Source organism: Paeniglutamicibacter psychrophenolicus (assembly GCF_030812255.1).
GTDB lineage: Bacteria > Actinomycetota > Actinomycetes > Actinomycetales > Micrococcaceae > Paeniglutamicibacter > Paeniglutamicibacter psychrophenolicus_A.
Map to the genome: position 1 here is coordinate 208929 of NZ_JAUSSH010000007.1, position 12049 is coordinate 220977.

The 12049-nt window shown below is 66.1% G+C and carries 11 protein-coding genes and 1 pseudogene; 8 read left to right on the forward strand and 4 right to left on the reverse strand.

Annotated features, from left to right (window positions below; all coding sequences use genetic code 11):
• Nucleotides 1-333 precede the first annotated feature (333 nt).
• From J2T21_RS12045 to J2T21_RS12055, 3 genes are read left to right on the forward strand one after another with little or no spacing between them, the layout of a single operon-like run.
• A complete protein-coding gene (locus J2T21_RS12045) occupies nucleotides 334-918 on the forward strand; it encodes a hypothetical protein (protein WP_307581599.1) in 585 nt (194 codons plus the stop codon).
• Between the two features lie 28 nt (nucleotides 919-946).
• Nucleotides 947-1447 (forward strand): DUF4231 domain-containing protein, encoded by a 501-nt coding sequence (locus tag J2T21_RS12050; protein ID WP_209908480.1) that lies wholly within the window; start codon nucleotides 947-949, stop codon nucleotides 1445-1447.
• 8 nt (nucleotides 1448-1455) lie between these two features.
• Entirely contained in the window at nucleotides 1456-2934 is a 1479-nt protein-coding gene (locus tag J2T21_RS12055) for a TIR domain-containing protein (RefSeq protein ID WP_307581600.1), read from the forward strand.
• A 568-nt stretch (nucleotides 2935-3502) separates the two neighbouring features.
• Here the strand turns inward: J2T21_RS12055 and J2T21_RS12060 are convergent.
• A pseudogene (locus J2T21_RS12060) lies at nucleotides 3503-4546 on the reverse strand (glycosyltransferase); the annotation flags it as partial.
• A 386-nt stretch (nucleotides 4547-4932) separates the two neighbouring features.
• Between J2T21_RS12060 and J2T21_RS12065 the strand changes: the two are divergent.
• Complete coding sequence (locus tag J2T21_RS12065; protein ID WP_307581601.1) at nucleotides 4933-5634, forward strand: AfsR/SARP family transcriptional regulator; 702 nt, start codon at nucleotides 4933-4935, stop codon at nucleotides 5632-5634.
• Between the two features lie 26 nt (nucleotides 5635-5660).
• On the opposite strand, the gene J2T21_RS12070 is transcribed toward J2T21_RS12065, so the two are convergent.
• Nucleotides 5661-5978 (reverse strand): hypothetical protein, encoded by a 318-nt coding sequence (locus J2T21_RS12070; RefSeq protein ID WP_307581602.1) that lies wholly within the window; start codon nucleotides 5976-5978, stop codon nucleotides 5661-5663.
• A gap of 274 nt (nucleotides 5979-6252) precedes the next feature.
• Here J2T21_RS12070 and J2T21_RS12075 point away from each other — a divergent pair, with 274 nt between their 5' ends.
• The 4 genes from J2T21_RS12075 to J2T21_RS12090 all read left to right on the forward strand — a co-directional run bounded on the left by J2T21_RS12075 (nucleotide 6253) and on the right by J2T21_RS12090 (nucleotide 10543).
• Nucleotides 6253-7632 (forward strand): NAD(P)-binding protein, encoded by a 1380-nt coding sequence (locus J2T21_RS12075; protein ID WP_307581603.1) that lies wholly within the window; start codon nucleotides 6253-6255, stop codon nucleotides 7630-7632.
• 1223 nt (nucleotides 7633-8855) lie between these two features.
• A complete protein-coding gene (locus tag J2T21_RS12080; RefSeq protein ID WP_209908448.1) occupies nucleotides 8856-9074 on the forward strand; it encodes a hypothetical protein in 219 nt (72 codons plus the stop codon).
• Nucleotides 9075-9077: 3 nt separating this feature from the next.
• Nucleotides 9078-9968, forward strand: coding sequence for a DUF692 domain-containing protein (locus tag J2T21_RS12085; RefSeq protein WP_307581604.1), 891 nt, complete (start codon nucleotides 9078-9080; stop codon nucleotides 9966-9968).
• Nucleotides 9965-10543 (forward strand): hypothetical protein, encoded by a 579-nt coding sequence (locus tag J2T21_RS12090; RefSeq protein ID WP_307581605.1) that lies wholly within the window; start codon nucleotides 9965-9967, stop codon nucleotides 10541-10543. Before J2T21_RS12085 ends, J2T21_RS12090 begins: the two co-directional genes overlap by 4 nt.
• Nucleotides 10544-10697: 154 nt before the next feature.
• On the opposite strand, the gene J2T21_RS12095 is transcribed toward J2T21_RS12090, so the two are convergent.
• Together J2T21_RS12095 and J2T21_RS12100 are read right to left on the reverse strand one after the other, a co-directional pair.
• On the reverse strand, nucleotides 10698-11087 hold the full coding sequence (locus tag J2T21_RS12095; protein ID WP_209908445.1) for a hypothetical protein: 390 nt from the start codon (nucleotides 11085-11087) through the stop codon (nucleotides 10698-10700).
• Nucleotides 11088-11104: 17 nt separating this feature from the next.
• Nucleotides 11105-11968, reverse strand: a complete 864-nt coding sequence (locus J2T21_RS12100; RefSeq protein ID WP_307581606.1) for an FHA domain-containing protein — start codon at nucleotides 11966-11968, stop codon at nucleotides 11105-11107.
• Nucleotides 11969-12049: the final 81 nt, after the last annotated feature.

Here is a 12049-nt window from a genome sequence, read left to right on the forward strand (position 1 = left end):
GATGAGGGCAGCTCGGCCCCGATCCGAGGTCGCCGTTTCTTGCCGCCTTGGGCAACCAGCGGACTTCGGCGTGCCGTGCCCGGGGCGGTGAATGGAACCAATCCCCGCAAAATGAGCTCCACGGGTTCCCGTGTTTCCGGCCCGCCATCCGGGGCGGCCGGAGATGCCCCCCGCCCACGCATGGACGTCACCGGGGCCGGGGGCGCATCATGGACTTGTGGAGGCACCTGAATGCGGTGCGCCCGGGCGCCCGCATCCACTTGCGTTTGGCTGCGCCCCGGCAGGGAGGCAGCCCCGGACCTCACGGGGGAGGCGGTGCGAAGGATGATCCTGGTGTTTGCCGGTGTCCAGGCCGACCTGCGCGACAGATTGCAGCCCCGGCTCCCTTTCCGTGCCGAGGCGCCGTTGCGCCGGCGCCTCACATGCCTGCTGCTGCGAAGCCGGCCGCGGCTTGCTGTCGGCGCGCTTGCCTCCGGCAGCGACATCATCGTGGCCGAAGCCGCCCTGGCAGCCGGCGTCCAGCTCAAGGTCCTGCTGCCCTTTGACGTGCCGGCCTTCGAATTGAGCAGCATCCGGGCGCACGGCGGGGAATGGGTGGCACGGTTCAACGCCCTGCTCACTGCCACCGGGCCGCCGCTGGCCGGAACCCTGGATCCTGCCGATCCCGCCGTTTTTACCCGCCACAACCAGGTCCTGCTGGAGCGGGCACGGGCTTGGGCCATCGGATCGGAACCGGTCAGGGCGTTGGCAATCCGGCCCGCATCCCGGGGTCTGAGCGAGACCACCGACGACTTCGCCGAGCGCTGCGGCCCGCTGTCCATTCCGGTGTGGGACATCGATCCGCTCGCCGAGCAGGACGGGGGAGCGTTCCCCGTACCGCTCGAAGGATGCGAACCAAGCCCCAAGGATCAAGACTAGGGCCAACCGCAAATTCTAGGAGAAGACCATGGCACGGGCAAAACGGAAACGACGCCCCGAATGGGAAAAACTTGCCTCGGACCTGCCCGAGCCGCAGGATTCAAACGGCGCGCAGGACTTGCTGTGGCAGATGTTCAGCGCCCAATTCCGTTGGTACGACCGCGCCGCAAGCCGATCCCGCTGGGCCTACCAGGGTCTCAAGGCCCTGACGCTCGCCAGCGGTGCATCGGTCACGGTGCTTGCCGCATTGGCCGCTCCGGCGGCGCTGACAGCCCTGGTCGGTGGACTCATCGTGCTCTTCGAGGGCCTGCAACAAATTGGCCAGTTCCACGCCAAATGGCTGAACTACCGTTCCACGGCCGAGCGCATGCGCCACGAGGGGTTCTTCTTTGCGGCCGGGGTCGGCGCTTACGCCAATCCGGAGCGGCGACGGGAAAGGCTGGCCCGGTTCATCGAGGAATCCGTGAGCACGGAACATGCTGCCTGGACCGAATCGGCCGGCAAGGGCGCCGAGCCGACCAAGGACTGAGACCCGCTATGTCCGAGTCCATCTTCATCAGCTATCGCCGGGCGACCTCCACGGGCAGTGCCGGCCGCGTCTATGACGCCCTGGCCGCGCACTTCGGGGAGGAACACGTTTTCATGGACGTCGATTCCATCGAACCGGGCGAGGAATTCGCCGGTGTGCTCACCGAGACCCTTTCCGGGTGTCGGGCGGTGTTGGTGATGATCGACCCGGACTGGTTGGAGGTGGCCGACGCGCAAGGCAGGCGCAGGCTCGATGATCCGGGGGACTTCGTCCGCCTCGAGGTCGAAAGTGCGCTGGTCGCCGGGGTCAAGGTCTTCCCTGTGCTCCTCGGCGGCGCCGCGATGCCCTCGGCGGCGGCGCTGCCCGCCCCGCTTCGCGCGCTGGCCGGCAAACAGGCGGTGGAAATCAGTCCCACCCGGTTCCGGTACGACGCCGGGCGGCTGATAATCGCGCTGGAAGGGATCGTGGGAGTCCCCAGGAAACGGCACAAACCCTCGCGGCGAGAGGAACACTCGGGGCGGTTTGTGCTCCCTCGCTGGGCCCTGCCGTCCATCGTCGGGGTGCTCGCTGCGGTGCTCATCGTCGTCGTGGTGCTGTTGCAGCGCCCCGGCCCGGCGTCGTGGCAGCCCCTGCCCGATGCGCCGCTTGCGCTCGAGGGGGCATCGATGGCTGCCCACGGGGAAAAGATCTGGGTGGCCGGCGGGGTTTCCGCGAGCGACGGCCGGGAACTGCTGGATGATGTGAACATCTACGACCCGGCCACCCGAAGCTGGAGCGCGGGTCCCCAATTGCCCGAACCGCTCGCCTTCGGCGCCCTCGTCGCGGCGGGGCCCGACCTCTACCTCGTGGGCGGGCAGGGTGCCGCCGGTGCGGTGGACACGACGCTGCGGCTGGATGCCGGAACCGGGGAATGGCTCCGGGACGAGCCCCTGCCCGCAAGCCGGGAAGCCGGCGCTGCGGCCTGGGACGGAAGCCGGATCGTCTATGCCGGAGGCGTCGGCACTGACCACGCCGCCGCCAGGGAGGTCTACGCCCTGGCTGCGGGGGCGTGGAAACAGATCGGCGAACTTTCCGTTGCCCGGGAGAAGCCTGCCGCGCTCAGCGATGGATTCGGCACGGTGTGGATCATCGGGGGCCGGGATCGTGCCTCAGGCGTCCCGGCGTTCGGCACCGTGGACGTGGTGCAGGTGGACGGGATCAGCCAGGGGCAGCCGGTGCGCCCCGTGCACAGCGCCGCCGCGGTGTGGATTCCCGGTGCGGGGCCGTGTGCCATCGCCGGGGATACGGGCCAAGGCGTCAGTGCCCAAGTGCAGTGCCTGAACGGGCCTGCGGGGATTCCTGCGCTGCCGGCCCCGCGCGCGGGCCTGGCCGCTGCCGCGCTGGGCCCCGAAATCTACGTGATGGGTGGTTATGAAGACGGACAGCATGGAAGCGCCGTGCTGAATGTCTTCCGCGCCGGAGGCCAAGGGGACGGGACAGGGCCATGACCGGAGGCAGCAGGCACACCGAGATGCCGACCAAGGCCCAGGCTGCCGCCGCGGTGCCGGCCGCGGTGCCGGCCGCCAGCGCCAGCGCCAGCGCCAGCGCCGCTGCCCACAGCAGGTGGGGAAGGAACGTGCGCGCCCTTTCGCGGCTGCGCAGACGTCCCTTGCCGGTGACCACGTAGGCGGGGGTGCGGCGCAGCAGGGCGGCCAGTGCGGATGCGGCATACACGGGGGCCGCGACCAGCGTCGCCAGCAGCGCCAGTGCGATCGAGGTTCGGCGCTCGGCCGGATGCAGGTACCAGCGCTTCATCCGGTGCAGGATCAGCAGCCAGCTGCACACCACCAGGCACCAGAGGGTCAACGGCAGCGCCCCGAGCTCGTCTGGGCCCGTGCGGGTCCGGGCCCAGACGAGTTGGGTGATATTCGCCAGGGTGCCCAATATCCAGGCCAGGCCCACGCTTGGATAGAAGGACTGCAGGAAGACGTAGGCGGCGGCCTGCCGGCCGCCGAGCCGGCGGCGCGCTTCGCGTCCGCCACCGAGCAGGATCTGCCAGATGCCCGAAGCCCAGCGGTCCTGCTGGCCGAAGAAGTCGGTCCAGGTCGAGGGCCCCTCGCCGACGGCCAGGATGTCCGGGGTGTATACCCCGGTCCAGGCGGCGCCGGTGGCCGGGTTGGTCGCGGCGTGCACCGCCATGCCGGTCAGGTGGTCCTCGATGATCGAATCCTGGTAACCGCCGATCTGCTCCCAGGCGCTCATCCTGTAGAGGTGGTTGGTGCCGATCAGCAGCGGCGCACCCAAGCCGTTTCCCCCGCGCTGGATGATGCCTGTGAAAATGTATCCCTGGGCGGCGGCAGCCCTGGCGATCAGGCTGGTGCCGGTGTTGCCGTAGACCTGGGGAGCCACGACGAAGGCCAGGTCCGGATCGCGGAAATATCCCAGGGTGCGCAACAGGAACCGGGGGAAGGGGACATGGTCGGGATCCACCTGGGCGACGATGTCGTAGTCCCGGCCGTGGGCATCGCGCCACGCGTTGTGGTTTCCCGCCTTCGTCCCGGCCCGGAACCGGCCACCGGAGGTGTTGTAGTCCGGGTTCCCGAGCCGGGTGAAATGCCTGACCCCGAGCGATGCCGCAGCTTCGCGGACCGCCGGGTCGTCCCCCTCGTCCAGGATCCACACGTCCACCGCTCCGTCGTATTCCACTGCCCGCATGGCGCGCAACGTCTTCAGGAGCAGTTCGACAGGTTCCCGGGACGGGACGATGGTGGTCAACACGGCCACGCGCAGCCCGGGCACCGGTTCCATGGGCACCGGGTCGCTCGCGACGGCGGCAAAGGCGACGACCCCGGCGCTTTGCGCCAGCCGGAGCAGTTCGGGCAGCACCACCAAGGCCCACAGGGCCCAGCCGTACGGGCCCGGGTCGGAGCGCAACGCCAGTGCCGTGATCAGGGCGATGAACGCGGCCGCAGCCGCCAGGTTCAGCACCAGCAGCGAACCGAGCACCGACTTCTCCCGGCCCTCCAGGATTCGGCGGAAGGCGAGCCGGTCAAGCCGAGGATCCGGGGGACCGGCAAGATCCGTGTAGCCGGCGTAGCTCGCTGGCGAGGCATCTGTCATCGCGCTGGCCACCCCCTTGGGAAGGTCGCTCCGCCCCGTGTGCCGAGCCCCCGGGTACGCCGGGCCGGTGCCCGGGCACGTGGCTCCTGTCTCGAGTTAGCGCCCCGATCCGTCACCGGGGCGTTATCGGCGGGTGTGCCAGGCGGCGGGAAAAACCCATGGAAGATCCCTTGCCACAGCCCGTGGCGTTGCCGCTTCGAGGCCGCTCGGGAGCGCTTGCCTACCACCGGGGTCCCGCAATGTCTGTAGTCTTTTGGCCACTGGCAAGGCGGTGGCCGGGAATTGTATGGTGGCCTTGTCCATTGTTTCAATCCTGTTTGGGGGACGCCATGGCATCGGGGCTGGTGCGTTCGCTGGAGTCTGGCTGCGGTAATGGAAACGCGCCGGTGCTTCACCTTCTGGGGCCCCCCTCCGCCACCTTGGGCGGAAATGTCCGGCACCTGACCGATGGGCACGCCCGGATCCTGGGATACCTGGCCTTCAACCCGGGCGAGCACGACCGCCGCTTTGTGGCCAGCACCCTGTGGCCGGACGCGGGCGGGGAACGGGCAGCGGGCAACCTGAGGGCGCAATTGTGGCGGCTGCGCCGCGACGGCATCGGCCTGGTCGATTCGGATGGGCACCTGTTGTCCCTGGGAGATGGCGTGCTGGTGGACGTCCAATTACTCGATGATTGGGCCACCCGGTTGATTGCCGGGATCCCGACGGCCATCGACCTGGCGTGGGTGCCCAGGAACATCGACACCGCAGAAATCCTGCCCGGGTTCTCCGACGAGTGGATAGAGATGGAACGCCAACGGCTGCAGCAACGGATGCTCCATGCCGTGGAATGCCTCAGTCGCGAATTCAGGTTGGCCGGCAGGTTCGCCGAGGCCCTGGAGTCGGCACTCGTCGTGTGCCAGACCGATCCGCTGCGCGAGTCCGCCCAGGAAACGCTGATTGAAACCTACTTGTCCGAGGGAAACCCGCTGCTGGCGCAGCGCAGCTTTGCGGAATACCGGGACCTGGTCATGGATGAACTCGGGGTTGAACCGTCACCGGCCTTGGCCCAACGCCTGGATTCCTTTTTGCGCGGCGAGGATCGCTGACCATTCGGGGAGCACGCTGCCTTGGACTATTCCAGCTCTGCCATGATCGCTGCCCAATGGTCCACGGCGATGGTCAGCAACCGCTTGTCGGTGGCGGTCGCCAACAGCACCTGCTCGTCATTGCGACGCAGTGACTGCCCGTAGGCCTCCTGCAGCACCCTGGCAGTGTCGGGGCCGACACCCGTGGCCCTGTCCAGCTTCTCACGGACCTCTGCCCAGGTGGTCCCGGGCTTCAGCATCTTCCCCAGGTCTTCCTTGACGTGGTTCGGGAAAGCGGTCAGGCCGGACCCGGAGACCGCCACATTGATGGCGAGGTCTTCGGCGCGTGCCCGGTGGCCGGCCACAGCGGCAACGTTTGTTGCATTTTCGTCTTCCCTGGTGGCCGTCGACCGCGGGGCCCGAAAGCTGCGGCGTGGCGTCGTGAGCGGCCCCGCGTCGGTATCCAACCCTACGCCCGCCGTCGGACAAGCTGAAGGGAAACAGCTTCCCAAAAGGCATTGATCATCCCCGGTCCGCGCGCGAAACCACGAATTGGTCGGCGGAAAGGGCCCGCACCGCCCCCTTGAAGCCGCCCCAAACGGTGGGATCATTGATGCAGCATCAAATAGGGGATCGACAGTGAAAACCACGGATTATCTCATCATCGGGGCGGGTGCGAGCGGTCTCGCATTCGCTGACACGCTGCTCGGCGAATCGGACGCCGAGGTCCTGCTCATTGATCGGCGCGCGAAGGTCGGCGGCCACTGGAGGGACGCCTATTCCTTTGTGCGACTTCATTCGCCGTCGGCGTACTACGGCGTTGACTCGTTGCCGCTGGGCCAAAACCGGATCATCGCCTCCGGCCGGAACACCGGCTTCTACGAGCAGGCCACCGGTGCCGAGGTATGCGCATACTTCGAGACCGTGCGGGCCAGTCGGCTGGAGGCCTCCGGACGGGCGCACTTCCTCGCCCGGAGTGAGTTCCTCGATCACCACGGCGGCACGGCCAGCATCCGCCACACGGGGAGCGGAGAGATCGAACAGATCGGCGTGCGCCGCCGCGTTGTCGATGCCCGATACCAAGAGGCGTCCGTGCCCGCCACCCATGTGCCGTCCTATGCCGTCGATCAGGACGCGGCGTTCGCCCCGATCGGGATGCTGCCCGGGCGGGCGGGGGAGCATCGCGGGTTCATCGTCATCGGTGCCGGCAAGACAGCGGTCGATGCCTGTCTGTGGCTGCTCGACGCCGGCATCGACCCCGAAAGGATCCGCTGGGTGAGACCGCGAGAGATGTGGTTCACGGATCGGGCGGGCATGCAGCCCCTGGACCAGGTCGCATCGATCATCAACGGTTTGGCCGACGACGCCCAGGCCGGTGCCCAAGCCCGCACCCTGGTAGACCTGTGCCACCGGCTGGAGGATGTTGGCAGGCTGATGCGCATCGATTCCGATATCGAGCCCACGATGTACCGGGGGACCATGCTGAGCCTCGCCGAGCTGTCGGCGCTGCGGCAGATCGAGAACGTGATCCGCCTCGGCCACGTCAAGTCCGTCGAAGCGGGCCGCCTGCGGCTCACCGATGGAGACGTGGCCACCGGCCCCGGCACACTGGTCATCGACTGCTCCGCGCGCGGTCTGGCCAGCTCCCCTCCGGTGCCGGTCTTCGCCGAAGACACCATCACACTCCAGCAGCTGCGGCACAACTCGCCGACGTTCAACGCCGCGCTCCTGGGTTTCATCGAGGCCCACGGGGACGACGCAGCGGAGAAAAACCGCTTGGCGCCGCCGAACCCCTACGCCAGCACGCCCCGCGACATGGCAACGATGTTCACCCGCACCTGGGTCAGCGAGCAGCTCTGGCAGGGGCAGCCCGATATCCGCGGCTGGATCGAACACAGTCGGCTCAACCTGCTCGGCGGGCTCGCTGAGAGGATGGAAGACGCCGCGGTCAAGGCGGCCGCCGGGCGCTTCGCGACCCACGTGGCTACCGCTGTCGCGCGGCTGCCGCAGCTTGCCTGACGGACCGCGAACCGTGCACATCGGGAGCGACGCCAGGCATGGAAGCAGGAACCAGGCGCTCGAAGCCGCCAACATCCTTGGTGGTTGTGCCCCCGATCTTCGGCGGTTTTGATGTCCTCGACGTGGATGGACGGGGCCCGCCGCCAGGGGTAGCCTGTCGAGGATGCCTTGAACGTTGAGGGGCCAGAATAGGCCCACGCAGGTACAGCGGCCGCGAGTCATGTTCCCCAAACGGACGTTCACACATGCGAAATCGTAATCTGACCGGCTGATTCCGCGTTTGGCACCGCCGACCGACTTCCGGGTGGCGCTTGTTCCTTGCCTAATGGATTTACCCAGGCAGGTTGGGTGAGGGTTCCTTCAAATGCTGCGTATGTATTTGGTTGAGGGTGAATTCGAGGGTGAATTTGAGATTCACACTTGCTTAACCTGCGAATTATTTGCCATCGTTTGGTCTAATTCAATGTGTAGAGCACTGCGGAGCGACCAGTACCCGGGAAAGCCGGGGGACCCCACTCCGCGTACAAAAGTGCTCGGTGTTGGGGTGAAAACCCGCATCGCAGCACGGATGCAAGATGTTGGGGGTGCATCGGTGCAAGGGGATGTTCCGGGACTGACCTTGGTGGAACATGAACCCCCTCCCCGCAGCACGCATTCCGTGCGCGTTGGCGAAGGCTTCTGCAAAGAAGTGGATTATCCAGTGGGCCTTAAGCATGTAAATATCTGAGATTTCTTGCAGAAGATCCTCCGTGGCGGCTGTTCAGCTGGGGTTCAGCGTAGGTGGCAGGCAGGGACCGGTGCTGGACAGCCCGGTGCGCGACTCGAGCTTGTCCTTGCCCATTTGGCGGCGGTGGACTGGTAGGAGTGGACGGCGGCGAACTCGGTCGGTCCCCGAGAGTCCGCCAACAGCCGCCGAAGCTCCGTTGCTGGGTATTCATTCACGGGTCGGGACGTCGCTTTCGGCCTGGTTGGTGGTTCACGGGACGGTGTAGCTACAGCCTGCGTTGGGGTCATCGGATTCCGAATGGCAAATCGTGAATCGGACTGGCTGGCGCGGTCCCGTGGGCTGTCGGCTTCGGAGTCGAGGCCAGTCGATTGTTCGCCTTGTCTGGTTCGACCATGTCTGGTAACGGCCGAGTAATGCCGGCCTTGGTTTAATGCACCCACGGATCGGTCCTTGAACCGACCGAACGTCGTTGCCAAACCCAGGTAAGGAAAAGGTCATGGAAGCAGAACATGCACCGGCATTGAAGATCCGCGAACCCGGCATTCGTGAAGTACGCATAGCACTCGAACCGGACATGGAGTTCGGCAAGATGGTCGAGGTGCTCAAGGAGGCATTGACCTTCAACTTCCCTCGCGGGTGTGCGCCATGCCTGTCGGGCCTGGACCGCCTGGCCATTGACAGCGTGATCTTTGAACGGCTCCAGCAGCGGTTCTAGACCATGCCAAACCCACCCAAGCTCGGTGTTGGCGTGCTCTACCAGCCGGTGCTGGATCCGTTGCTGCGCTCGGCGGACTGGCCCGCCGACTACCTTGAGATCATCCCGGACACCCTCTGGCACGACGCGGGGCGGGGAACCCATCCGCGCTTCGACGTCGACAAGGACGTGCGGAGCATGCTTGAGGGCGTCCGCGAACGCATGCCCATACTGATGCATGGGATTGGCTTGTCAATCGGCAGTTCCGAGCCGTTGGACGAGGAGTACGTTGAGCAATTTCGGTCTTGGGCGGCATGGCTGGACTGCCCGTGGGTGAGCGAACACCTTGCCTACAGCGCGGCGGCAACGGATGAGGGTTCCGTCGTCGCCGGGTTGACGCTGCCGGTGCCACTTGAGGAATCGACCGTCGATCTCATAGGGCCCCGCTTGGCGCACCTGAGTGGGCTTCTCGGATTGCCCGTGGCGCTGGAAAACAACGTCTACTACTTCCGGACTCCGGGGGAAACCCTTCCCGAACCGGAGGTTCTCAACCGGCTGTGTGCCTGGGGAGAGGGCTCGATCCTGCTGGACGTGCACAACCTTTATGTCAATGTCCGAAACGGCGTCATGGACGCCGACGAGTACCTGAGGGCCCTCGACCTCACCGCGGTGCGGGAGATACATATTGCCGGTGGGATGGAGATCGACAACTTTTATGTCGACGCCCACTCCGGGATCCCGCCCGCAGAGGTCTGGGAACTGCTGGACACCGTGGCACCGCTGTGCAGCAACCTCGGGGGTGTGACGTTCGAGGTGCTGGGGTCGTGGTTCGATACGGTGGGGGCCGACGGCCTCGCAAGCGTACTTGACCGCGCGCGCGTGAGCCTCGCTGCCCCGGATGGGCGGCCGTCGTGAGCTTGGCAGCGTATCAGGAAGGCCAGCTGGCCATGCTCAGGGATTCCCGCCGGGCATGGGCCTATTCCAGAGGTGATTTTGGCGACCTGGCCGCTCGTCTGACGGGGCTTGAGCGGGAGCGGCTGCAGTCCCAGGGGCTGGACGCCGGCATGGCCTTGGCCCGCAAGCTGCACGAGGGTTGGCGCCTCACCAAGCTGCTGACCCTGCTGCCCAGAACCTTCGACGTCGGCGACCCCGAACTCCTGAGTCGGCTTGTGGCCGAATTTTGGAGTGCAACGCCGCCCCGATCGTTGTACTTCGAATCCGAGGCCGCGGAGTTCGCCCGGATCGTCACCCGGAATTCACCCTCGGGCACGCTCCTGCACGAAGTCGCAGTCCTTGAAGGGGCGCTCCTCGCGGCGGCCGGCCATCGGCCCAACGCCGCTCCGCAGACAACAACCGTGCGACTGAACCGCGATCCCCGAGACCTCATGTCCGGAACAGCGGCCGTCCCATTGGGCGATGGCGCCTTCGAAACCGCCATCTGGTCCGACGAGACAGGCGTACATCTATCGGTCCGTTGCGTGCGTCCATAGTTTGCCTGGGCACCCCTGCCCTTCGTTTGTGTCGCACCACAACATCCGGGCAACCGGCTTAGTAATACGCCCGAAGTGCAGGCCGGATCGCTGAGTTCCACCAACCGTGGAGGGGCCCCGCAGGCAGTCCGGCGCGGGCTGCCGTGTGTTCCGGCTAGACGCGTAGAAGGTGGGCCACGGCGGGGCCCCAGCTTCCGACCCAAGAGGCCACCGACGTAATGGGTCCGACCAGTGCTTGCCCGGCCGCAGCAATTGCGCCTGCCGAGGTCAACAGCACCGTCACCTTCTCCAGCGCATCCCTAACGCGGGAGCGCTCTGGTTCCTGGGCCTCGAGTTCGGATTCGATCTCGACCAGGCCCGCGGACACGGCAACGGACGTGGCGTCGTCGAGGGCGACGTCATCGACGGCACCGCGCAACTTTCGCACCGCCTCGCGAACAGCGCCGGTGCCCACAGCTTTTCCCCGCTGGTCCCCGTAGATCCACTGGTTCCCGGCCACGTTGTTGACCACGCCGGCTGTTTGATTCCCAATATTGAAACTCATCTTGTGTCCTTAAGGGTTCACGGATGCGGTGGAAGCGGCAGCTCGCGATCCACGCGCTTTTGCCGCGCGATGGCGACAAGGTGCAGCACGCCTCCAACGAGCATCAGGACCATCCCGAGGCCCGCCACCGCCCAGCCGGCCAGGCCGGATGGAAGTCCGAGGATCTCAACCCCGAACGGATCAATGAAGATGTCGGGTGCTTCGCCGGTGCTTGCCGCGTCGGCCACGGCCATGAGGAACCGAATGATTCCGGCCGCGAAGAAGGACGCACCGGCCAGTGCGATGAGGAAACCCGACAACAAAATCCAGCGGGCCCGGGTTTTTGCGGCGGCCACGTCAAGGAGCAGGCTGCGGCGTTCCTCAAGAATCTGGAGGTTGTACTGGTTTCCACCAATATTGTTGATGGAGTCCGCGCGCTGATCTCCAACGTCAAACCGCGTTCTCGCAGCGGTGGCAGCATCGTGGCGCGGGGACGGACCCAGTTCCTGGCGTTGCGGCGGACCGGACTCTTGGCCAACTTCGAGGCGAGTCGACGCGAAGGTGACAATGTCTCCGGCACGCAGCACCTGCGGTCTGTACAGGCGGGTCCCGTTCACCGTGGTTCCTGCCGTGGAACCCAGGTCGTCGACGTAAATTTGGTTTCCTTCTTGCCACAGCACCGCATGTCTCCGGCTGACATCCGGACTGTCCAGCAGCAGGCCGGAACCCGCTTCCCGGCCCACCTGCAGCGAACTGCCGGAAAATGTCACCCGCCGACCACGATTCCCGTTTGGGTCGAGCACGAAGAGGATGGGCCGATCGTCGTGTGAAGTTTTGCCCATCCGAATGCACCTCGGCGATTCGAGCGATTGCCTGGTGATTTCCAGAAAAGGGGTATCCATTTAGATGCCCAAACTGTACTCACCGGTCTACTTTGGTGTCGGTGGCTCGCCACGGGCGATCTACCGGCCCAAGGTCCAAGG

What these genes read in the sequence shown, in the direction of transcription:
- J2T21_RS12050 (WP_209908480.1), top strand. Translation starts at nt 947, where the DNA reads ATGGCACGGGCAAAACGGAAACGACGCCCCGAATGGGAAAAACTTGCC.
- J2T21_RS12055 (WP_307581600.1), top strand. Translation starts at nt 1,456, where the DNA reads ATGTCCGAGTCCATCTTCATCAGCTATCGCCGGGCGACCTCCACGGGC.
- J2T21_RS12080 (WP_209908448.1), top strand. Translation starts at nt 8,856, where the DNA reads ATGGAAGCAGAACATGCACCGGCATTGAAGATCCGCGAACCCGGCATT.
- J2T21_RS12085 (WP_307581604.1), top strand. Translation starts at nt 9,078, where the DNA reads ATGCCAAACCCACCCAAGCTCGGTGTTGGCGTGCTCTACCAGCCGGTG.
- J2T21_RS12095 (WP_209908445.1), bottom strand. Translation starts at nt 11,087, where the DNA reads ATGAGTTTCAATATTGGGAATCAAACAGCCGGCGTGGTCAACAACGTG.
- J2T21_RS12100 (WP_307581606.1), bottom strand. Translation starts at nt 11,968, where the DNA reads ATGGATACCCCTTTTCTGGAAATCACCAGGCAATCGCTCGAATCGCCG.